This window comes from Nocardia sp. NPDC052566 (genome assembly GCF_044547285.1).
Classification (GTDB): Bacteria; Actinomycetota; Actinomycetes; order Mycobacteriales; family Mycobacteriaceae; genus Nocardia.
The window spans coordinates 132830-156016 of the sequence record NZ_JBIUAF010000008.1; the positions used below are offsets into that span (position 1 = coordinate 132830).

Consider the following 23187-nt stretch of genomic DNA (forward strand, 5'->3'; position numbering starts at 1 on the left):
GGCGGACCGCGCCAGGTAGGCGGTCATCAGGTCGCGGACCAGCGGCCGCATCGAGAAGCCGTCCGCGGCAATGTGATGCGCGACGACGACGAGCACGTAGTCGTGCTCGTGGATCTCGTAGACCCGCAGCCGCACCGGCGGCTCCGCGGTCACGTCGAAGCCGTGCTGCACGAAATCGTAGAGCGCGCCGTAGATGTCGTCCTCGGTGACGAGTTCGACCGCCATATCCGGAATCGCCTGCGCGGGCGCGAGCACCTGCTGGTAGGCGATGCCGTCACGGGACGGGTAGATGGTGCGCAGCGATTCGTGCCGCGCGACGACGTCGAGGATGGCCTCGCGCAGCGCGTCGAGATCGAGCGCGCCGCGCAGCCGCACCGCCACCGGAATGTTGTTGGCGGCGGAATCGACATCGAAGCGGTTGAGGAACCACATCCGCTGCTGAGCAAGCGACAGCGGCGGGAATTCGGGCCTGGTGCGCGCGGTCAGCGCCTGGAAGGCGCGCGCGTCCGAGGGCGCCTCCAGTCGCGCGGCCAGCGCGGCAACGGTGGGCGCCTCGAACAGGATCCGCACGGGCACACGGGCATCCAGCGCGGCGCCGAGCCTGGCGACCACCTGGGTGGCGATCAGCGAGTTGCCGCCGAGGTCGAAGAAGTCGTCGTCGAGGCCGACCTGGCGATCGCCGTCGGTCGGCGAGAGGCCGAGCACCTCGGCGAAGATGCCCGCGACGATCTCCTCGATCGGCGTGGACGGCGCGCGGAATTCCCTTGCCTCGAAGACGGGTTCGGGCAGCGCGCGGCGGTCCAACTTGCCGTTGGGGTTGAGCGGCATGGCGTCGAGCACCACGATGGCCGACGGCACCATGTACGACGGCAGGTGCGCGCCCAGTTGCGCGCGCAGGTCGTCGAGGTCGACGGCGGCGCCGTTCGCGGGCACCACGTAGCCGACGAGCTGATCGCCGGTACGCGGATCGGAACGGACAAGCGCGACGGCTTGGGCGACGGAATCGTGCGTGGTTAGGGCAGTTTCGATTTCCCCGAGCTCGATGCGCAGACCACGCAACTTCACCTGGAAGTCGGTACGACCGATGTAGACGATCGCACCGTCGACGTCGCGGGTGACGAGGTCACCGGTGCGGTACATACGCTCGGCGGTACCGAACGGGTTGGCAACGAAGCGATCCGCGGTCAGGTCGGCGCGGCCGAAGTAGCCACGCGCCAACTGGGCGCCCGCGAGATACAGCTCACCCGCAACACCCGGCGCGACCGGGTGCAGACGCGAATCGAGCACGTACGCCTGGGCATTCCACACCGGCAGACCGATCGGCACCGCGCCCTCGATCGCGGGTGCGACCGGGCCGTGGGTGGCGTGCACGGTGAATTCCGTGGGGCCGTACAGGTTGTAGAGCTCCGCCCCGGACACCTTGCGGATCGCTCGAACCGCATCCGAGGTGAACGCCTCACCGGCGATGAACAGCAGGCGCAGCGACGCCAATTCGGCGCTCACGCCCGCCGTATCGGCGTAGCCCGCGAACACCGTCAGCATCGACGGCACGAACGAGGTCATCGTGACCCGCTCCGCCGCGATGACATCCGCCAGGTACTGCGGATCACGATGACCATCCGGGCTGGCAACCACGATCCGGCCACCGGTGCTCAACGGACCGAACAACTCCCACACCGACACATCGAACGTCGCGGGAGTCTTGAACAACACGACATCATCAGCACCGATGCCGTACTCGCCGGTGATCCAGCGAATCTGGTTCACCACCGCCGAATGCGGCACGGCCACACCCTTCGGGCGGCCGGTCGAACCGGACGTGAAGATCACGTACGCCGGGTGTTCAGGACGCAACGGCGCGATCCGCTCCGAAGCCGCCACCGGCGCATCGGAGTACACCGACAGATCCAGCTCGTCGATCGACAGCGTAGATATAGCTCCGCCATCGAAACCATCACGCGACGTGGTCAGCACACAGACCGGTGCCGCCGACTCGAGGACATAGTTCACCCGCTCGGCGGGCTGATCCACGTCGAGCGGCACATAGCCACCACCGGCCTCGTGCACCGCGTACGCGGCGACCACGAAGTCGACCGAACGCCGAAGGCCGAGCGCGACAAGGCTTTCCGGACCGACACCGGCCTCGATCAGCTTGCGCGCCAGACGATGCACCCGGGCACCGAACTCGGCGTAGGTCAGCGAAGTACCGTCGGCCGGATCGATAAGAGCAACCGCATCCGGCGTAGCCGCCGCCTGCGCCGCGAAGAGCTCGACCAGCGAAGCCGGCGAACCGATCTCGCGCACCGTGTCGTTCCAGCCGTGCAGCGCCTGCGCGACCTCACGCTCGTCCAGCAGCACGATATCGCCGACCGGCACCGTCGGATCGGCGGTGACCGCCGCGAGGATCCGGTCCAGCCTGCTCGCGAACGCCGCGATCGTGTCCTCGTCGAAAAGGTCGAGCGCGTAGGAGATCTCGGCCGACATCCCGGCCGCTTCGCCGTCCTCGTCCTGGGTCTCCGACAGGGTCAGCTGCAGGTCGAACTTGGCAAGGCCCGGATCGTAGTCGATGCCGTTGACCGAGAGGCCGGGCAGTTCCAGGTTGGCCTGCCTGGTGTTCTGGAAGGTCAGCATCACCTGGAACAGCGGGTGGCGTGCCTGCGAGCGCGCCGGGTTGAGCACCTCGACCAGCCGCTCGAACGGCACGTCGGCGTGCGCGAACGCGTGCAGGTCGGTCTCGCGGGCCTGCGCGAGCAGATCGGCGAAGCTTGCCGCGCCGTCGATCTCGGTGCGCAGCACGAGCGTGTTGACGAACATGCCGATCAGGTCGTCGAGCGCGGCCTCACCGCGGCCGGCCACCGGCGTGCCGATGGCGATATCGCCGGTGCCGCTCGCGCGGGCGAGCAGCACGGCGAGCGCGCTGTGCATGACCATGAACAGCGAGGCATTGTGCCTGCGGCCCAGATCGACAAGCGCGCGCTGGGTTTCCCCCGAGATGACGAACGGGTAGGTGCCGCCGCGATAAGTGGCGACGGCCGGGCGCGGCCGATCGGCGGGCAGCACCAATTCGTCGGGCAGATCGGCGAGTTCGCGGGTCCAGTACCGGATCTGGCTGGAGATCAGCGAATTCGGATCGTCCTCGGCGCCGAGCACTTCGCGCTGCCACAGCGCGTAGTCCGCGTACTGCACCGGCAGCGCGGACCAGGCGGGTGCCTCCCACGAGGTGCGCGCGGCGTAGGCGACCATGACATCGCGCGCGAGCGGGCCCATGGACCAGCCGTCGGCGGAGATGTGGTGCACCACCATGCCGAGCACGTACTCGGATTCGGAGATCTCGAAAAGCCGTGCGTGCAACGGCACTTCGCTGGTCACGTCGAAGGCCATCGAGGCCAGCTCGACCAGGTGCGCGATCAGGTTGTGCTCGGTCACCGGCACCGGCGTCAGGTCGGGCACGATCTGCGCCGCGTCCAGCACCACCTGTACCGGGCCGTTCTTGGTCTCCGGGAAGACGGTGCGCAGCGATTCGTGCCGGTCGATCACGTCGATGACCGCGACCTGCAGCGCCGCCACGTCGAGGTCGCCGGACAGGCGGATGGCGACCGGGATGTTGTTGACCGCCGACTCGGTGTCGAAGCGGTTGAGGAACCACATGCGCTGCTGCGCGAGCGACAGCGGCACCCGGTCCGGGCGCACCCTGGCCACCAGCGCCTTGCGCGCGCCGTCACCGGCGTGCGATTCGACGCGCGCGGCGAGCGCGGCCACCGTGGAGGCCTCGAACAACATGCGCACCGGCACCCTGGTGTCCAGTGCGATACCGAGGCGGGAGGCCACCTGGGTGGCGATCAGCGAGTTGCCGCCGAGTTCGAAGAAGTCGTCGTCGACGCCGACCCGGGTGATGCCGAGCACCTCGCCGAAGATCTGCGCGACGATCTCCTCGATCGGCGTTGTCGGCGCGCGGAATTCGCGCACCTCGAACACCGGGGCGGGCAACGCCTTGCGGTCCAGCTTGCCGGAGGCGTTGAGCGGGAACGCCTCCAGCACCACGATCGCCGAGGGCACCATGTACGCGGGCAGCGTGCGGTGCAGCGCGTTCTTGATGCTGTCGAGATCGACCGGTCCGGCGGGGGTGACGATGTAGGCGACGAGCTGATCGCCCGCCACCGTGTCGAGCACGAGCACGACGGCCTGGGTGACCGTCGGATGGTCGAGCAGCGCGGCCTCGATCTCGCCGAGCTCGATGCGCTGACCGCGGAACTTCACCTGGAAGTCGGTGCGGCCGATGTATTCCAGGACACCCGCGGTGCCGACCTCGGGATCGCGCGGTTCGGGCCCACCCGTCGCCCGGCCACCACCCCCCATGGAATCGCTTCGCGATGCAGCGATCCATTTGACGAGGTCGCCGGTGCGGTACAGGCGAGCGCCCGGCGCGCCGAACGGATCGGCGACGAAACGCTCGGCGGACAGGTCGGGCCTGCCGTGGTAACCGCGCGCCACCTGGGCGCCACCGAGGTACAGCTCACCGGGGACACCGGCCGGAACCGGGTTCAATCCCTGGTCGAGCACATAGGTTTGAGCGTTCCACACCGGGCGCCCGATCGGCACCGTGGCCGGGGCGACCTCGCTGAGGTGCCACGCGGTGGCGTGCACGGTGAACTCGGTCGGCCCGTACAGGTTGTGCACCGCGGCGGTGGAGAACTGCCGGAACGCGGTCACCGTCGCGGGCGGCAGCGCCTCACCGGCGACGAGAACCGCACGCAGCGAAGCGCATTCGGCGGGCGAGGCGGCGCCGGCGAAGACCGAGAGCATCGACGGCACGAACGAGGTCATGGTGACCTGATGCCGTCCGATGATCTCGGACAGGTACATCGGATCGCGGTGCCCGTCCGGCGCGGCGATCAGCATGCGCGCGCCGACGGCCAAGGTGCCGAACAACTCCCACACCGACACGTCGAAGGTGACCGGCGTCTTCTGCAGGATCACATCGGCCGGGGTGATCCGGTATTCGGCGGTGATCCAGGCGACCTGGTTGACCACCGCGGCGTGCGGCACCGCGACGCCCTTGGGCCGGCCGGTCGAACCGGAGGTGTAGAGCACGTAGGCGGTGTTCGAATCACGCAGCGGCGCAATACGATCCGCGTCGGTGACCGGCGCGTCGGCGAAGTCGTCCAGCGCCAGCGTGTCCAGCGCGAAGACGGGGCAGTCCGCGCCCGCGACATTGTCGTTGGTGGTGGTCAGCACGCAGACCGGCGCGGAGCTGGCCAGTACGTACTCGGTGCGCTCGGCCGGATGATCCGGATCGATCGGCACGTAGCCGCCGCCCGCGGTCATGGTGGCGTAGATGGCGACGAGCATGTCCACCGAGCGGCGGATGCCGACGGCGACCAGCGATTCCGGGCCGACGCCCTCGGCGATCAGCTTGCGCGCCAAGCGATTCACGCGCGAGGCGAACTCGGCGTAGGTTAGTTCGACCTGCGGCCCGAACTCCCCTTCGGCGCGGTCACCGCCGTCGAAGACGACGGCGATATCGTCCGGGCGCAGGCGGACCTGCGCCTCGAACAGCTCGAGCACGGTGGCCGCGGGCAGCTCGCTCGCGGTGCGGTTCCATTCGGTGAGCACGGTGGCGCGCTCGGCGTCGTCGAGGATCTCGATCTCGCGGACCGCGGTATCCGGTGCGGCGACGGCGGATTCGAGTACGCGCAGGTAGCGGTGGCCGAATTCGGCGACGGTCGCCGCATCGAACAGGTCGGTGGCGAACGAGACCACCGCGGCCATGCCCTCGGGCTCGCCGTTGGCGCCGCGTTCCTCGGTGACGGTCCACTGCAGGTCGAACTTGGCGATATCGACCTCGAGCTCGTCGGCGGTCACCGAGAGGCCGGGTAATTCCAGTGTCGCGTGCGACATTTCCTGGAACGACAGCATCACCTGGAACAGCGGATGCCGCGCCTGCGAGCGGGTCGGGTTGAGCACCTCGACCAGCCGCTCGAACGGCACGTCGGCGTACGCGAACGCCGCGAGGTCGGATTCCCGTGTCCGGGAAAGGAAGTCGGTGAACCGCTCGTCGCCGTCCACCTCGGAGCGCAGCACCAGGGTGTTGACGAACATGCCGATCAGGTCGTCGAGCGCCTGCTCACCGCGCCCGGCCACCGGGGTACCGATGGCGATATCGCTGGTGCCGCTCAACCGGGCCAGCAGCACCGCGAGCGAGGCGTGCATGACCATGAAGAGGCTGACGCCCTGCGCACGGGCCAACTGGGCCAGGCGCTGGTGCAGATCGGCATCGATATCGAAGCTCACCCGGCCGCCGCGGAAGCTCTGCACCGGCGGGCGCTGCCGATCCGTCGGCAGGTCGAGCTGATCCGGCAGACCGGCCAAAGCGCCACGCCAGTAGGCGATCTCGCGTGCGGCCATCGACTCGGGATCGGATTCGGCGCCGAGCAGCTCGCGCTGCCAGATGCTGAAGTCCTGGTACTGCACCGGCAGCGGTGTCCAGCTCGGCGGCTCGCCCGCGGCGCGCGCCAGGTAGGCGGTGGCGACATCGCGCGAGAGCGGGCCGAAGGACACACCATCGGCGGCGATGTGGTGCACCACGAACGCGACCACATACTCGGGCGTGCCGTTCGACCGGCCGCCGATCACCTGATAGACCCGCACCCTGATCGGCAGCTCGAAGGACACGTCGAAGCCGGTGGCCGCGAATTCAGCGAGCACGGCGGGCAATTCGGCGTCGTCGATGGGCTGCACGGCGATGCCGAGATCGACCTCGTCCATCGGCAGCACGCGCTGGTAGCCGCCGTCACCGGATTCGGGGAAGATCGTGCGCAGCGACTGCTGGCGCTCGACCACATCGGTCAGCGCGGCCTGCAGCGCCTCGAGTTCGACATGGCCGCGCAACCGCACCACGAAGGGCAGGTTGTAGGTCGGCACCGTCGGGTCGAACTGGTTGATGAACCACATGCGCTGCTGCGCAAGCGAGAGCGGCACCCGCTCCGGCAGCTGCTGGGCGACCAGCGGCGGCCGGGAACCGTCGGCGGGCGTGGCGCTTTCGGCGCGGACGGCGATACCCGCAACGGTCGGCGTCTCGAACAGCGCGCGGACGCCGAGCTGGATGCCGAACGCCGCGCCGATCCGCGACACCACCTGGGTGGCGACCAGCGAGTTGCCGCCCAGATCGAAGAAGTTGTCGTCGATGCCGATGCGGTCCTGGCTGAGCACGTCGGCGAAGATGCCCGCCACGATCTGCTCGGCCTGGGTGCGCGGCGCGCGGAAGCTCGTCGCGTCCGCGCTGAACACCGGCTCCGGCAGGGCCTTTCGGTCCAGCTTGCCGGAGGTGTTGAGCGGGAAGGCGTCCAGCACCATGATCGATGCGGGCACCATGTAGGTGGGCAGCTTTTCCGCGGCGAAGCGGGTCAGCTCGGTCGAATCGATCGAATAGCCCGGTGCGGGAACCACATACGCGACCAGCTGCTGGCCGGTGGCGGTGTCGACCACCAGCACGACGGCCTGGCTGACCGCCGGGTGGGCGAGCAGATCGGTCTCGATCTCGCCGAGCTCGATGCGCTGACCGCGGAACTTCACCTGGAAGTCGGTGCGGCCGATGTATTCCAGCGTGCCCGCGGCGTTCCAGCGCACCAGGTCGCCGGTGCGGTACATGCGCTCGCCGTGCGTGGACAGCGGGTTGGCGACGAAGCGATCCGAGGTCAGATCCGGCCTGCCGCGGTAGCCGCGCGCGAGCTGGCGCCCGCCGAGGTACAGCTCACCCGGTGCGCCGATGGCGGCCGGGCGCAGCCGCGAATCCAGCACGTAGACCTGGACATTCCACTCCGGGATACCGATCGGCACCGAGACGGTGTCGGCGGCGGTGGCCTCCCAGTAGGTGACCGAGACCGCGGCCTCGGTCGGGCCGTACAGATTATGCAGGCCCGCGGAGGTGATCGCGCGGAAACCGGCGGCGGTCTCCGGCGGCAGCGCCTCACCGATCACGAAAACCGCGCGCAGCGAGGCACATTGGGCCTGGGTCGCATGCGCGACGAAGACCGTCAGCATGGACGGCACGAAGTCGGTGACGGTGACGCCGTGCCGCTCGATCATGTCCGCGACGTAGAGCGGATCCCGGTGCCCGTCGGGCGAGGCGATGACCAGCTTGGCGCCGACCATCAGCGGCAGGAAATAGCCCCACAGCGAGACGTCGAACGTGGTCGCGGTCTTCTGCAGGTACACGTCGTCGGCGGTGAGCCGGTATTCGTCCAGCATCCACAGCTGCTGGTTGACGATCGCGTGGTGGGTGACCGCGACGCCCTTGGGGCGGCCGGTCGAACCCGAGGTGTAGATGACGTAGGCGGTGTTGTCCGGCCGCAGCGGCGCGCGCCGATCGGCGTCCGTGACAGGCGAATCCGCGTATCCCGATACGTCGAGGGTGTCGATTTCGACCCGGCGCACCGTCTCCGGCAGTTCCAGCTCGTCGGCGGCGACCGTCAGCACGCAGACCGGGGCCGCGCTGTCCAAGATGTAGGCGGTGCGATCGGCCGGATGATCCGGATCGATCGGCACATACGCGCCACCGGCCTTGAGCACGGCGTGCATGCCGACGACCAGTTCGAGCGAACGCCGCATGCCAAGGGCGACAAGGGATTCCGGGCCGACGCCGTCGTCGATCAGATACCTGGCGAGCCGGTTGACCCTGGCATCGAATTCGGCGTAGGTCAGCGTCGCACCCTCGAAATCGAGCGCGACGGCCTCGGGCGCCAGCGGCATCTGCGCGTCGAGCAGTGCGGCCAGCGTGGTGTGCGGCGCGTCCTGGTCGGAGTCGTTCCAGTCGAGCAGGGTGAGCTCGCGCTCGGACTCGGTGGTGACGTCCAGCTGCCAGACCGCGGCGTCGTCGGCCGCGGCGAGGAACCGGTCGAAGAACTCCAGGAAACGCGAATGATGCTGGCGCGCTTCGTCTTCGGTGTAGAGGTTCGGGTTGGTCTCGAAGTCGATGTGCGAGCGGGTGCCCGCGACGGACTGATAGAAGTTGACGCCGAGATCTTCGATGCTGCCGGTGGAGAGCACGCTGAGCTGGCCGAGCATCGGGCCCATCACCAGCTCGTCGTGGAACAGCATGATGTTGACCCACGGGCCGAAGAACTCGGTGGTCACCACGCCGTCACCGGCCGCGTCACGGCGGATGTCCTCGTGCCGGTACCGCTGGTGGCGCAGTGCGCCCGACACCTCGACCGTCACCTGCTTCAGCAGCTCGGCGACGGTGGTGCCGTGGCCGACGCGCAGCCGCAGCGGCACGATATTCGACGAGACACCGCCCGAGCGGCGCATCGCTGCGGTGGTGCGCGCGGTCACCGGCAGGCTGAGGATGACGTCCTCCGAGCCGGTCCACTGCGCGAGATAGCCGGCGAACGCGGCGAGCAGCAGCGCGGCGGGCGACGAATCATGGCGCGCCACGGCCGCTTCCAGCAGCGAGTTCTGGTCGTCGGACAGCGCGGCGCTGGCGATACCGTTGATCGCGGCGGGCGGGGCGGAACGCCCGGCCAGGCTGGTGCCGTCCTCGAGACCGGCGACCCGGCTGGCCCAGTGCTCCTTGTCCGCGGCGAAGCGGGTGCTCTCGCGGTAGGCGATCTCCTGGTCGAAGAGCGTGCGCAGATCGGTGGCCTTCGACACCGCGGGTTCGGTGCCGTTGACGTAGGCCGTGTACAGCTCGGCGATGCGGTTGAGGTTGGTCATCGCGCCGAAACCGTCGAGCGCGATGTGATGCGCCCGCGAGTACCAGTACTGATGGTCGTCGGCCAGCTGCAGCACGGCGATCATGATCAGCCGGTCCGTGGTCAGGTCGAGCGGACGGCTGTACTCGGCACGCATCCACGCCATCGCGGCCGCGGCCGGATCGTCCTCGCCACGCAGGTCGACGTAGACGGCCTTGTCGTACGCCGCGATACCGTGATCGACGTACTGCAGCGGTTCACCGTCGCGTTCGACGATGCGCAGGAAGCCCGAACCGAGCTCGTGCGAGGCATCGATACTGGCGCGCTCCAGCGTGTCTACATCGAGCTCGCCGTGTAGGTCGACATACTGGGCGATGTTGATCGGCACCTGCGGGTCGACATGCTGCGCGTACCAGATGCCCAGCTGCGCAGGCGACAACGGAAAATGCTCCACCGAAGCTTGCGCCGCGCCGTGTGCCCGTTCGCCACTAGTTTCGCCGTTTCCGCCGAAATCCAGCCGGTCCAACCGTAACCTCGCTTCCGGAACACCACGCAAGCGCTCCCCGACGACACCCGGATAGGACGCGCACCTTCTTACAGCGTGGCGTCCGGGGATCCGGGTTCAGTACTCATATCAATCAGGCAAAAATGTCCATTGGCACTATCTGTCTGCCAGGCCGATCTTGTTACATGCGGTCGACCCAACCCGTTACCCATCGACCGGCCTCGCCGGGAACTTCGCTGCTGATCACCGGCCTAATCTACCGTTGCCCCCGGCGGCGGGCCAACCGGCCTCGATAGCCGATCGACATCACAGCAGTACCTGCGGCGATCGCTTGATTTCAAACACTCTGTAACCGAGGTCACATTCGCGGCGAGCGGGTCCGTCGCGGGTCGTAGAGATGGGATTGGGTGCAGGACACCGGGTCCGAGAGCGCGCGGCCGACCAGGATGATCGCGGCCTGGCGCAAGCCGGCCGCCGCGACCCGCTCGGCGATGTCGGCGAGGGTGCCGCGCAGGATCAGCTGCTCGGGCTGGCTCGCGCGATAGACCACCGCGACCGGACAGTCCACGCCGTAGTCGGCGGCCAGTTCCCCTGCCAGCGTCGCGATCCGGGTGATAGCCAGGTGCAGCACGAGCGTCGCCTTGGTGGCCGCGAAATTCGCCAGCGCCTCCTCGGCGGGCATGGCGGTCGAGCGGGCCTGGGTGCGGGTGAGCACCACGGACTGCACCAGCTCGGGGACGGTCAGTTCGGTACCGAGCAGGGCCGCCGCCGCGGCGTAGGCGGGGACGCCGGGAGTGACATCCCAGGCGATGCCGTGCGCGTCGAGGCGACGAGTCTGCTCGGTGAGCGCCGAATAGATCGACGGATCACCGGAACACAGCCTGGCCACGTCCCGGCCCGCCGCGTCGGCGCGCACCAGGTGCTCGGTGATCTGCTCGATGTCGAGGTGCTGGGTGTCGATCAGCTCGGTGCCCGGCGCACAGTGCGCGAGCACCTCCGCGTCCAGGTAGGTGCCCGCATATAAACAGACAGGCGAACGGCGCAGCAGCTCGACCGCGCGCACGGTCAGCAGGTCCGCGGCGCCGGGGCCTGCGCCGATGAAGTGCACTGTCATGCGGGCGAGTGTATGCCCGAGTTCGCTCAGCCGGTCGTATCGAAGTTGGCGATGACCTTGGCCGGGCGCAGGCGGACCACCAGTTCGCCTGGCACGCCGTTGCGCTTGCCGAACTCCTCGGCGCGATCGGCGCCCATATAACGGCCGCCGATCTCGGTGGCGGTGCGCACCAGCTCGTCCGGATCCTCCGACAGCGTGACGGTGCCCTGGATCTGCACCGACGGATACGGCTCACCCTCGACATCGACGACGAACGCGACGCGGCCGTCGCGCGCGAACGCCTTACCCTTCGCGGTGTCCTTGCCGGTATTGAAGACCACGTCGTCGCCCTCGAGCACGAACCAGACCGGTGTCACCAGCGGGCGGCCGTCGCTCGCGATGAACGCGACCTTGCCGGTACGCGTGCCATAGGACAAGAACTTGCGCACCTTCGGATCCGACAGTGAGGCCATTCGCTCACCCTAAGTGCTCCCCCGGCGCGCGGCCCCTCGGCGCGCAGACGCACGCCTTGGACAAGCGCACCCGTGCCGGCGCGGCGAGTCGGTGCCTCCGACTCGGCCTAGATGGCGCCCTGTTCGCGGGCGCGGGCGACGGCCGACGTGCGCGACTTCACACCGAGTTTGGCGTAGATGTGCACGAGGTGGGACTTCACGGTGGTCTCGCTGAGGAACAGCTCCTTGGCGATCTCGCGATTGGCCCTGCCGTCGGCGACGAGGCGGAGCACCTCGATCTCGCGCGGGCTCAGCGTGGTGTCGGCGCGGCGCACCCTGGTCATCAGCTTGGACGCCACCGTCGGGGACAGCACACTCTCCCCCGCCGCCGCGGAACGGACCGCGGCCAGCAGTTCCGAGGGCGGCGTGTCCTTCAGGATGTAGCCGACCGCGCCCGCCTCGATGGCGCCGAGAATGTCGGCATCGGTGTCATAGTTGGTGACCACCAAGACATTCGGCGGCTGCGGCAGCGCGCGCAGATCCGTGGTCGCCTCCGCGCCGGAACGTCCGGGGCCGAAGCTCAGATCCATCAGCACCAGATCCACCGGCGTGGTGGCGCAGAAGGCAACGGCCGCTTCGGAGGTGGGCACATCACCGACCACGGTGATGTCATCGGCGCCGTCGAGCAGGGCGCGCAGGCCCGCACGCACGATCGCGTGATCATCGGCCAGCAGCAAGCGGATCATCCGCGGTCCGCCGAATGCGATCCGCCGTACTCGATGCCCAGAGGGCCGAGTTCTATTGCCGGGGAGCCTGGTTCGGACTCCAACGCAGCGGAACTCGACTGCATACCGGGTTCCAGCGGGAACGAAACGGTGACCGCGGTGTGGCCCGGCTCGGACTCCACGGCCATGGTGCCGCCCTGCTGTTCGACGCGGCCGCGCATGGCGGCGAGGCCGAACGAGCCGGAGGGGGCGCGGTCGAGCACGGCGGGGTCGATGCCGATGCCGTCGTCGACCACGTCGAGATACACCTCGTCGTCGCCATAGGTCAGCGTCAGCCGCATGCGCTCGGCCTTGGCGTGCTGCACCACATTGGCGACCGCGCCCTGGGCGATGCGGACCAGTGCCGCCTCGATCGTCATCGGCAGGCGCTCCGGGGTGCCCTCGATGACGGTCATGGCGCTGAGTCCCGGCGCTTCGGCGCGATGGGCGATGCGTTCCAGCGCCTGTGCGAGCGACTGCCCCTCCAGTGCGGCGGGCGCCAATTCGGCGATCAGTCTTCGGGTTTCGGCGAGGTTCTCCGCGGCGGTCTCCCTGGCCAGCCGAATCTGTTGCAGGGCGGGATGATCCGGCGCGGACTGCTCCGTGGCGTGCAGCAGCAGCTGGATACTGCTCAACCCCTGCGCGACGGTGTCGTGGATCTCCTGTGCCAGCCGTTCCCGTTCCGCGAGCTTGCCCGCCGTGCGCTCCTGCTCCGCGAGCGTGGCTCTGGTGCTGAGCAATTCGTCGATGAGGCGCTGGCGCTCGGCGGACTCGCGGAACAGCGCTTGATAACCGAGCCCGATACCGATCGCGACGGCGGCGCCGAACACCGGTCCCACCGCACCGGCCACCGACCAGCCGCGGTGCAACCCGAAGCCGATCACCGCGACGACGGTCGCGGCACCCACCGCGAGCAGGCTCCACGGGCGCGGCAGCAGATGCAGATAGAGGAAGAACATGCCGAAGACGAGGTATCCGGCATCGGGGGCGAGCACGACGAGCCCGAGCCACAGCGCGGTCAGCGCCAGCAGCCACGCGGGGATCAGCACCCCTTGACGACTGCCGAGCAGGCCGCCCGCGAAGTAGACCACCAGGAACGCCACCGTCAGCGTGACCACCGCGACCGGATGCGGCGCGCCCGGCAGCAGCGCGCGCACCGCCGTCACCACCGCGAGCGCCGTCATCAGCACATGCAGCCCCAACCGCAGCGCGGTGAAGACAGGGGTGAGTGGTGACGAGTGCACCTTGTCAGCTTATGTGCGGCTACCGGGCGGGCATCCATCGAAAGGTGTAAAACGCCCGCCAACCTTCGATCGGCCCCCTTTCCTTCCCGCGCGCGATGGCGGCGGGGCGTGCGCGCGGAACAGTGAAGGCATGTTCGTCGCACTCAGAGATCTGCGGGCCGCCCGCGGCCGCTTCCTGCTCATCGGGATGGTCGTCACGCTGGTGGCGCTACTGGTGAGCTTCCTCAGCGGGCTCACCGCGGGCCTCGCGCACCAGAACATCTCGGGCATCGAAGCGATCAGGGCCGACGCGATCGTCTTCGCCGACAGCGGGGCGAAGCCGTCGTTCGACGCATCCGCGCTGAGCGTGGAACAGGTCGACGCGTGGCGGGCCGCGGCGGGCGCGAACGGGACCGTCGACCCGATCGGCATCAGCCACGGGCAGGCCGCGCTCGCCGGTGACCATGTGGGCGCACCCAGTCAGGTCGCGCTGTTCGGCACTACTGGAACGGCATTCGGCAACCAGGCCGCAACCGATTCCGGTTCGGTCGTGCTGAGCACCGGCGCGGCCAAGGCGATGCGGGCCGCGGCGGGCGATACCGTCACCATCGGCGCGAAAACCTTCACCGTGGCCGCGGTGCGCGGCGACGACTGGTACAGCCACACACCCGTGGTCTGGATGACCTCCGCCGACTGGCAGTCGGTGAGCCCGCGCGGCGGTGCCGCCACCGTGCTCGCCGTCTCGGGCGTGCCGAATATGGCCGCTGTCAACGCTTCCGCGCACACCACGACGACCACGGTGTCCGGCTCGCTGTCGGCGCTGAGCTCCTACCAGGCCGAAAACGGTTCGCTCACCTTGATGACCGTACTGCTGTTCGCCATCTCGGCCTTGGTGATCGGCGCGTTCTTCACCGTGTGGACGGTGCAGCGGATGCCCGATATCGCCACGCTGAAGGCGCTCGGCGCGACCTCCGGATCGCTGGTCCGCGATGCGCTGTCGCAGGCGGCGATCGTGCTGGCCGCCGGTGTGTCGGCCGGCCTCGGAATCACCGTGGCCGCAGCCTCTTTCCTCGGTGACGCGCTGCCGTTCGTACTCAGCCCGGCCACCACCCTGCTGCCCGCCGCGGCGCTGATCGTGCTCGGCCTGCTCGGCGCCGCGTTCGCCCTGCGGTTCCTGTTCACCACCGACCCGCTCACGGCGCTGGGGGCGGCTCGATGAGCGCGCTCGCCGAATATCCACGGCCGCTGACAGATTCGACCGTAGCCAACTCACGGAGACCGAACACCATGACCCCCACCGCGATTCGCACCGCACTCACCGTCGAGGACGTCACCCTCACCTACCCCGACGGCGCGAGCCGCCTCACTGCCGTCGACCACGTCAACCTTCAGGTCTCCGGCGGCACCGTCGCCGCCATCACCGGCCCCTCCGGCTCCGGCAAATCCAGCCTGCTCGCCGTGATCTCCACCCTCATCCGCCCCGACTCCGGCCGGATCCTTCTCGAAACCGACACCGGCACCGTCGATCTCGCGTCACTGAGCCGCGCCGAGGGCGCTGCCCTCCGCCGCGAATCCATCGGCATCGTCTTCCAGCAGCCCAATCTGATCCCCGCACTCACCGCCGTCGAACAACTCGAAGTGATGAGCCACCTGGGTCAGTCCCTACTCACCTCGCGCGCCGCCCGCCGCGAAACCCACACCAGGGCAATGGAACTCCTCGACGCCGTCGGCCTCGCCGACCACCACGCCAAACGCCCCGCCCAACTCTCCGGCGGTCAACGCCAGCGCGTCAACATCGCCCGAGCCCTCATGAACACCCCCGCCCTCCTCGTCATCGACGAACCAACCAGCGCCCTCGACTCCGAACGCGGCGCGGCCATCATCGACCTCATCCTCGACATAGTCCGCACCCACAACGCCGCCACCCTCCTGGTAACCCACGACCGCACCCACCTCCACCGCATGACCACCGTCCACCGCATGCTCGACGGACACCTCACCCCCGAACGGCTCATCGCCCGCACTGCCTGACGTCACCACCATTAGCGACCAAGCGCACCAACAAGATCAAATACCCTGTCGGTGGCTGGCGATAGCGTCCCCACATGCCTTCCGCCCTGCACGAAGCGTTGGTGGATCTGATCCGGCGACGCCCAGAATTCGCCGCCGAGCTACTCACCCTCGTGTCGGATGTCGAACTACCTGAATTCGATCACGCACGCACCGAATGTGGAGACTTCCCCGACATAAATCCCACCGAATACCGGGCCGACGGAGTCGTGGTGCTCGCAACCGGCACCACACCGGTCCTCGGCGTGGTCATCGAAGCCCAGCTCCGTCCGGACAAGGACAAGAGTTGGAGCTGGCCGGTCTACCTGACCACCCTGCGCTCGCGCCTGCGGTGTCCAACCGCGCTGCTGGTGCTGTGTTTGAACAAGAGCACCGCAGCCTGGTGCCGCGAACCTATCGAAGTCGCACCCGGGTTCGTCCTGGTCCCGATGGTCCTCGGCCCCGACGAAGTCCCGATAGTCACCGATCAGCACACCGCGTCCACCAACCCGGAAATGGCGACCCTGTCCGCGATTGCCCACCGCAGGCACCCCGACCGTGAGGCGATCCTGGCGAACCTCGTCGAATCCATGGTCGACGTCCAGAACGGAAAAATGTACATTGACCTGGTATTGGCAGCCCTGCCCGAAACCGCCCGGCACTACTTGGAGGGCCTGATGACGACCGCAAAGTATGAGTACAAGAGCGACTTCGCCAAGGGCTATTTCAGACAAGGCGAGGCCAGGGGCGAGGCCAAATCCTTGCTCAAACTCCTTCGAGCACGTGGCATTGACGTCGCGGACACGACCGAAACGCGCATCCTCGAATGCACCGACCTCGACCAGCTCGACACGTGGTTCGACCGCGCACTCGTGGCCAGCACCCTCGACGATTTAGGCATCGAACAGCCCTGACGTCCCGAAGTCGATCACCGAGCACCCGATATCGACTGCGAGACGTAGCGGCGCGGTTGCTGCGTCAGGGGAGTAGGTGGAGGCGGGGGCCGGTGGTGAGGAGTTGGGTGGCGGAGAGGCCGAAGGTGGTGCGGAAGCGGTCGGATAGGTGGGAGGGGCTGGCGAAGCCGGATTCGGCCGCGGCCGTGGTGAGGTTGTTTCCGGCGGCGACCAGGGCCGCGGCGTGCTGGAGTCTGGCCCACGTGCGGTAGCGGCGCAGGCTGGTGCCCGCTTCCTGGCGGAACAGGTGCAGGAAGCGGGATTCGGAGAGGTCGGTCGCGGTGGCGAGCGCACGGGCGGATATCGCGTCGGCGGGGTGTTCGCGGATGCGGCGGATCGCGTCGGCGATGCGTGCGTCGAGTATTCGGGCGGTCGTCGGCGCGGCGAGATCGAGCCAGCACTGCGCGGCGGCGTCGGTGTCGTCGGCGAAAAGCGAAGCGCCCCGGGCAATCAACTGATCCTCACCGGTGTGGCCGGAGCCGATCTCGCCGCGCCACTGTGTCATGTTCGCGCGACAGGATTCGGCGCGATCGGAGGCGGGATCGAAGTAGCCGAAGATCATTCGACTTCCGTGGCAGCGCAACTGATGTGTCAGTCGCGGCGGAATCAGCGCACTCCGCGCCATCAGCGTACGGTCTTCGACGCGCACGGTGATCGGCCGGTCGACGCCGACCGCGAGGCACCACACCGACCCGGAATGCGGTGCGAGCTCGAGCGAAGGCCCGGCATACAGCGCGTGCCCCGCCCACATCCACACCGACGGGTAGCAGATTCGCGGAAGCGCCGCGACAGGTTCGTCGCCCATGCTGGCCTCCTCTGCATACCGAAACTGGAGGCTACCTTGGTCATCGTCGTCACGGCCGTCGTCGGCGCGTTCTTCCTCGCCATGGGCGGCTACGCCCTCGCAGCACCGGGAGCAACGATGCGCTCGTTCGCAATTCACCTCACCGAACCACGCTCACGCTACGAGGTGCGCGCCGTCTACGGCGGATTCGGCATCGCGATGGCCGTGGTGCTCGCCATCGCCGCGCTCGACCCAGGTTCCACCCGCACCGGCATCATGATCGCGGTGGGCGCGGCACTCGCGGGCATGGCGGCCGGGCGCCTCATCTCTGTCCTCCTCGACGACCGAACGTCGTTCTACCCCAACTGGTTCTACTGCCTCGTCGAAGCCGTGGCCGCCACCGCGCTACTGATCGCGGCCTAGGTCGTCGCGAGCTGAAGGAGTACGGCGGAGTCGGTCCACAACGCCCGCGCGGAGTCGTCGCTGCGCGCCAGGTCCGACGGATCGGGCCAGGTGAGTTTTCCCCGGCGCAGGGCGGCGTAGGTTCGGCCTTCCGGTGGCGTGACGGTGCCGAGCGCCAGGTCGGCCAGGGTTCGGGCGGCTGCTGGGCGGGTGTTCATGGTGGGGTTCAGGCGGCGTAGCGGGGCACCGATCGGGGTGCCGAGGACGGTCCACGCGATACGCAGTGGAGTGGCAAGGTCGCGGGCCAGACCGGTGCCGAATACCTGGCCTGGGTCGTAGGCGATCGGGGCGATGCGCCGCGACCGGATTTCGGGGTCGGCGTGCAGTGCGCGGACGGTGAGAACGGCGCAGAGCTTGGCCGCGGTATAGGCGTGCTGGCCCGCTTTTCGCGGAGTGGTGTGGCGGTCCGGGTCGCGGTCGGGATGTGCGAGGAGTTCGGCGTTCGCGTGCCGCGGGGTAGCCAGACCGGCGCCCGTGGCCGGGTCGTGGGTTCCGCTGGTGGTCAACACGACTCGTGCCCCATCGGCGAGCGACGGCATCAGCAGTCGCAGCAGGAGGTAGTGCGCGAGATGGTTGACGGCGAAGGTCGTCTCGTAGCCGTCGGCGGTACGCCCGGTGTCGTCGGGCCGAATTGTCCCTGCGTTCAGCAGCAATGCGTCGATTCGAGTGTCGCCCACCCGCTCGAGCACGGTGGCGGCGAAGGTGCGCACGGAGTCGAGGACGGTCAGATCGAGCAAAATCGAGTCGGCCGATGGTGAGCGCGCCCCCTTGAGCAGCCGGATATCCGGCGACCGCACGAGCAACTGAGCGGCAAGCGCTCCGAATCCTGAACTGCCGCCGGTCATCACGATCGTCGCCACAATGGCCCCCTTCGATCGGGCCCACTCGAATGAGACTCAGAATACGAGCCGCCGCGAGTCCCAACGTCCCGAATTCGCTATAACCCGAAGGGCGTTCGGCGGCGGCCGACATCCGGCATCCCCGCGGCACAAGGTTCACCCCGGGTCCATTGGACGGACCAGACGGTATACAAATGCCCCTCTGGGCATGGAGCATCGGAATCCTCCACGGGCACAAGGAGTTACACGTGATCGACAACCCAGATCCACCACCCGCCGTGCATCAGCAAGAAGAGGGACGCCCGAAAGCGGGCGAAACCACCTTCGCACCGCTGACCATCTCCTCCGACGAAGGCTTGTTCCATTTCACCGTCAAGCGCGAACCGCTCGACGGATGGGCCAACATCGGCATCGACCACTGGGCCGAAGCCCTCCAGGACTCGACTCCCCCGGCCCCCACCGATCCGCCGGAACCCGCGACCGAGACGACCGCCGTCAAACCGCTGACAGTCACCTCCGACGAGGGCCTGTTCACCTTCACCGTGAAGCGCGACCCAGTCAACGACTGGACCAATGTCGGCGCCGACCGCTGGGCCGACGCCGGGCAGGACTCGACTCCCCCAGCGCCGACCGAACCGCCGGAGGCCGCGACTGAGACGACCGCCATCAAGCCACTGGCTGCCACCACCGACGAAGGCCTGTTCACCTTCACCGCGAAGCGCAACCCGCTCAACGACTGGACCAATGCCGGTGTCGACCGCTGGGCCGACGCCGGGCAGGACTCGACTCCCCCAGCCCCCACCGATCCGCCGGAACCCGCGACCGAGACGACCGCCATCAAGCCACTGACTGCCACCACCGACGCGGGCCTGTTCGCCTTCAACGTGAACCAAATCCCGCTCGACCGCTGGACCAACATCGGCATCGATCGCTGGGCCGACGCCCGGCAGGACTCGACTCCCCCGGCCCCCACCGATCCGCCGGAACCCGCGACCGAGACGACCGCCATCAAGCCACTGACTGCCACCACCGACGAAGGCCTGTTCAACTTCACCGAAAAGCGCAATCCGCTCGAGGATTGGACCAGTATCGGTATTGATCGCTGGGCCGACACGCTGCAGGATTCGACTCCCACAGAGCCCACTGAGCAGCAGGAGGAGGAGCGGTGAGCGGCGGGCGGCGGCTAGGGATCGCTGAATGGTTCGAGCCGTACGACCTGGCCGAGTTCGGGCGGTCCGTGCTCGGTAAGGAACCGTTCGCGGGGCCGCCGCGGGCCGATTTGGCCGAGCGGGCCAAGCAGGCGCTGGGAGTGCGGTCGATCGAGGATATCTTCGCCAAACCCGGTGTCGCGGTGGATGCCTGGTTTCACGATCTCGCGGGCAGGCTCAATTCGGTGCCGGTCGATGCCGCCTACGCGGACCGCGTCTACGGCGCGGGGACGACGCTGTTCTTCCGGCACATCCCCGAGTTCGCGCCCTTCGTCCGCGAGGCGATCGACGCGTTCCGGCTAGCTCCCGGTGCGGTGAAATGTCAGTTGTTCTGCAGCCGCGCCGGTGGAAGAACGAGGGCGCATTTCGACTCGATCGATGTCATCACGATTCAGCTCACTGGCAACAAGACCTGGTGGCTCGCCCCCAACACGTTCGCGCCCGCGCCGACCAACGGCTGGACGACGCTCGATCCGGTGTCCGCGCCGATGCGCAACTACACACAGGCGGTGGCACCCACCGAAATTCCGGACGGCGCCACCGAGCACGTGCTCGAACCCGGTTCGGTACTGCACATTCCACGCGGCTACTGGCATCAGACCAGCTCCACCGAGGATTCGATCTCGCTGCACCTGTCGCTGCTCACCCCGCTGCGGGTGGAATTCCTGTTGGCGGCCTTGAAAAGTGAGCTGCTGCGCGACGAACACTGGCGCACCGCGATGTACGACTTCGCCGAGCCCGCCGAGGCCTCCACGCAATTACTGAGCGACCGGCACGCCCTCGCCGAGGCCGTTCGCCGCCTCGATCCGCACGATCTGCTCCGCATCGCGCCGACAAACGCTGCCGTGGAACCGGATACGGCATTCGTCCGAGCGGGCCAGTCCGGTTTCGGCGTCGACGCGATCGACGGGACCACCGCACGAATCTCGTTGACGTCCTATGGGTTTCGCGACACACGCACCAGCAGAACGGAAGTCGGACGCGACCTGCTTCCGGCACTGGGCTGGATCGCCACCCTGCCCACCGGAGCACCCGTCGACCTCACCGACGTCCTGCGCGAATCACCCACGATCACCAAGGCTGCCGCGCAACAACTCCTGGCCATGCTGGAGCAGGCGAGGTTACTGCGCCGCACCGCGTGAGGTTCAGCGGGACGGCGTCACTTCGCGCACCACCTCGGCGCTCAGGAAATCCGGCGCGTTGAGGACGTAGCGGAGCATGACGCGGATGGGCAGCGGCATGTCGCTCGCCGTCTTGTCGTGATAGACGCGCGGCGAGCCCACTTCGTAGTGGTGGCCGCGGGTTTCGAGTTCGAAAGCGCCCGCGGCCACGACATTGCGCACCCAATCCGAATCGCGGCCGTAGGTCAGCGCGATCACGTAGCCGCCGTCGCGACGAAACGCCCAGAGCGGGGTGCGGAAGGTGCGCCCCGACTTTCGGCCGCGGTGGACGACCACCGCCCAGCCGGGCGCCCAGGGGGCGATGAATCCGGTGACCCGGTTGAGGCCGAACTTGTTGGCCTTGGCGACCCAGCGTGGCGTCGGCATCGGATAACTCCTCACCTGTGGAATTTCTTGATTCGAGGCTAGCCCCGGACGAACCGGAAAGTCAACGACTGTAGAATTTCTGGCACTATGCCCCCGATAGGACGACGGCCAGGCAAGACCGAAACCCGGAATGTACTGATCGAGACCGCGCGCCGGATGTTCGCGGCGACGGGCTACGACAAGACCTCGGTGCGCGATATCGCCGCCGAGGCAGGCGTGGACCCCGCGCTGATCAGGCACTATTTCGGCAACAAGGCGGAGCTGTTCCGCGCGACCATGGGCTGGCCCTTCGAGCCCGCGCAGATCGCGGCGCGCATCATCGACGGCGACCCCGCCGCGATCGGTGACCGGCTGACCCGAGTCTTCTTCGAGGCGTGGGCTCACCCCGAATCCCGCGCGCCCCTGCTGGCCATCCTGCGCGGCGCCGCGACCCATGCCGAATCGGCCACCCTGGTCCGCGAATTCATCCAGGGCCGCGTCTACGACCAACTGGCGCAAGCACTTCCGGGCCCGGACAGCGCCCTGCGCATCGATCTCGCCATGGCCCAGCTGCTCGGCATCGCCTACCTGCGCTACATACTCGAGGTCGAACCGATCGCCTCGGCATCACTCGACGAACTGACCACCCGGATCGCCCCCGTCATTCGCACTCACCTGACCCCGTGAACCGTCACGACCGCAACCCGAGCAGCGCTTTGCGCTGGCTCTGCACGCGCGCGCGGATCGCCTCGACGACGGCGGAAACCTCAGGGCGGCGCAAGGTTTCGGCCCTGGCGACCATCCAGTAGGCGAGCCGAATCGAGACCTCGTCCGGCAGCACCCGCACCAGGTCGGTGTGCCGGTCGGCCATGAAACACGGCAGCAGACCGAGGCCCGCCGACGCGCGGGTCGCCTCGACGTGGACGAAAACATTGGTGGACGTGATGGATTCCCGCATACCCGGCGCGAAGCTGCGGGCCAGATCGAGGTCGTCGACTTGGAGCATGGAGTCGATGAAGTAGACCAGCGGCTGGCCGATCAGATCGTCGAGCGAGCTCGGCGTGCCGTGCTCGCTCAGGTAGTCGGCCGAGCCGTAGAGGCCGAGGCAATAGTCGGCGAGCCGAATCGCCTTGGCGCGGTGCACCTGCGGTTCACCGACCATCACCTCGAGATCCAGCCCGCTGCGCTGCTGCGAGACGCGGCGGGTGATGGCCACGATCTCGACGCCGACCTTCGGATGGTGGCGCTGCACCTCGGCGGCGGCCGGTGCGGCGATGTAGGCGCTGAACCCATCGGTGGCCGAGAGCCGCACGACACCCTCGAGCACCCTGTTGCCCCCCGCGTCGGTGGCGAGTGACTGCACGGCGGATTCGACGGCCTCGGCGGCGGCCAGCGCCTCGCGCCCCAGATCGGTGAGCTCCCAGCCGCCGCCGACGCGGGCCAGGACGCGGCCGCCGAGCGATTCCTCCAGTGCGGCGATGCGCCGCGAGATGGTGGTGTGGTTGATGCCGAGCTCCTCGGCCGCGGACACGAATCGGCCGGTCCGGCCCACGGCGAGCAGGACAAGGAGATCATCCGCACTCGGCCGGCGGGGAGGTCCGGAAGACACCGAGCTCATATCTGCCTAATCTATCTGCACA

At 68.2% G+C, this 23187-nt stretch carries 16 protein-coding genes (1 of these 16 running past the window's edge); 7 read left to right on the top strand and 9 right to left on the bottom strand.

Annotated features, from left to right (window positions below; translation table 11 throughout):
- The 5 genes from ACIG5A_RS38890 to ACIG5A_RS38910 all read right to left on the bottom strand — a co-directional run.
- A protein-coding gene (locus tag ACIG5A_RS38890) for a non-ribosomal peptide synthase/polyketide synthase (protein ID WP_397249666.1) crosses the window boundary here: on the bottom strand, window positions 1-10215 show its beginning. It extends 40182 nt beyond the left edge of the window; 10215 of the gene's 50397 nt are visible here — the first part of the coding sequence; its start codon is at window positions 10213-10215; its stop codon lies beyond the left edge, outside the window.
- A 337-nt stretch (window positions 10216-10552) separates the two neighbouring features.
- Complete coding sequence (cobM, locus tag ACIG5A_RS38895) at window positions 10553-11308, bottom strand: precorrin-4 C(11)-methyltransferase (protein WP_397249668.1); 756 nt, start codon at window positions 11306-11308, stop codon at window positions 10553-10555.
- Between the two features lie 26 nt (window positions 11309-11334).
- Entirely contained in the window at window positions 11335-11760 is a 426-nt protein-coding gene (locus tag ACIG5A_RS38900; RefSeq protein WP_397249670.1) for a PPOX class F420-dependent oxidoreductase, read from the bottom strand.
- A gap of 107 nt (window positions 11761-11867) precedes the next feature.
- Window positions 11868-12485, bottom strand: coding sequence for a LuxR C-terminal-related transcriptional regulator (locus ACIG5A_RS38905; RefSeq protein ID WP_397249672.1), 618 nt, complete (start codon window positions 12483-12485; stop codon window positions 11868-11870).
- The gene (locus tag ACIG5A_RS38910) at window positions 12482-13747 is read right to left on the bottom strand and encodes a sensor histidine kinase (protein WP_397249674.1); all 1266 of its coding nucleotides are present in this window, start codon (window positions 13745-13747) and stop codon (window positions 12482-12484) included. The genes ACIG5A_RS38905 and ACIG5A_RS38910 overlap by 4 nt, the downstream gene beginning before the upstream one ends.
- Window positions 13748-13877: 130 nt before the next feature.
- On the opposite strand from ACIG5A_RS38910, the gene ACIG5A_RS38915 reads away from it, so the two are divergent.
- The 3 genes from ACIG5A_RS38915 (at window position 13878) to ACIG5A_RS38925 (ending at window position 16689) form a co-directional block, all read left to right on the top strand.
- Entirely contained in the window at window positions 13878-14945 is a 1068-nt protein-coding gene (locus tag ACIG5A_RS38915; RefSeq protein ID WP_397249676.1) for an ABC transporter permease, read from the top strand.
- 68 nt (window positions 14946-15013) lie between these two features.
- Window positions 15014-15757, top strand: coding sequence for an ABC transporter ATP-binding protein (locus tag ACIG5A_RS38920; protein ID WP_397249678.1), 744 nt, complete (start codon window positions 15014-15016; stop codon window positions 15755-15757).
- A gap of 74 nt (window positions 15758-15831) precedes the next feature.
- A complete protein-coding gene (locus ACIG5A_RS38925; protein WP_397249680.1) occupies window positions 15832-16689 on the top strand; it encodes a hypothetical protein in 858 nt (285 codons plus the stop codon).
- A gap of 64 nt (window positions 16690-16753) precedes the next feature.
- Here ACIG5A_RS38925 and ACIG5A_RS38930 read toward each other — a convergent pair whose 3' ends face one another.
- Window positions 16754-17533, bottom strand: a complete 780-nt coding sequence (locus ACIG5A_RS38930; RefSeq protein WP_397249682.1) for a helix-turn-helix transcriptional regulator — start codon at window positions 17531-17533, stop codon at window positions 16754-16756.
- Between the two features lie 36 nt (window positions 17534-17569).
- On the opposite strand from ACIG5A_RS38930, the gene ACIG5A_RS38935 reads away from it, so the two are divergent.
- A complete protein-coding gene (locus ACIG5A_RS38935) occupies window positions 17570-17935 on the top strand; it encodes a DUF4345 family protein (RefSeq protein WP_397249684.1) in 366 nt (121 codons plus the stop codon).
- On the opposite strand, the gene ACIG5A_RS38940 is transcribed toward ACIG5A_RS38935, so the two are convergent.
- Window positions 17932-18834, bottom strand: coding sequence for an SDR family NAD(P)-dependent oxidoreductase (locus ACIG5A_RS38940; RefSeq protein ID WP_397249686.1), 903 nt, complete (start codon window positions 18832-18834; stop codon window positions 17932-17934). The genes ACIG5A_RS38935 and ACIG5A_RS38940 overlap by 4 nt on opposite strands.
- Before the next feature lie 227 nt (window positions 18835-19061).
- Here ACIG5A_RS38940 and ACIG5A_RS38945 point away from each other — a divergent pair, with 227 nt between their 5' ends.
- Entirely contained in the window at window positions 19062-19982 is a 921-nt protein-coding gene (locus ACIG5A_RS38945; protein WP_397249688.1) for a hypothetical protein, read from the top strand.
- Window positions 19979-21163: a JmjC domain-containing protein gene (locus ACIG5A_RS38950; RefSeq protein ID WP_397249690.1), complete on the top strand. Its 1185-nt coding sequence runs from the start codon at window positions 19979-19981 to the stop codon at window positions 21161-21163. Before ACIG5A_RS38945 ends, ACIG5A_RS38950 begins: the two co-directional genes overlap by 4 nt.
- A gap of 3 nt (window positions 21164-21166) precedes the next feature.
- Here ACIG5A_RS38950 and ACIG5A_RS38955 read toward each other — a convergent pair whose 3' ends face one another.
- Entirely contained in the window at window positions 21167-21568 is a 402-nt protein-coding gene (locus tag ACIG5A_RS38955; RefSeq protein WP_397249692.1) for a nitroreductase family deazaflavin-dependent oxidoreductase, read from the bottom strand.
- Between the two features lie 87 nt (window positions 21569-21655).
- Between ACIG5A_RS38955 and ACIG5A_RS38960 the strand changes: the two genes are divergently transcribed.
- Window positions 21656-22234: a TetR family transcriptional regulator gene (locus ACIG5A_RS38960; protein ID WP_397249694.1), complete on the top strand. Its 579-nt coding sequence runs from the start codon at window positions 21656-21658 to the stop codon at window positions 22232-22234.
- 4 nt (window positions 22235-22238) lie between these two features.
- Here ACIG5A_RS38960 and ACIG5A_RS38965 read toward each other — a convergent pair whose 3' ends face one another.
- Entirely contained in the window at window positions 22239-23165 is a 927-nt protein-coding gene (locus ACIG5A_RS38965; protein WP_397249696.1) for a LysR family transcriptional regulator, read from the bottom strand.
- Between the last annotated feature and the right edge of the window lie 22 nt (window positions 23166-23187).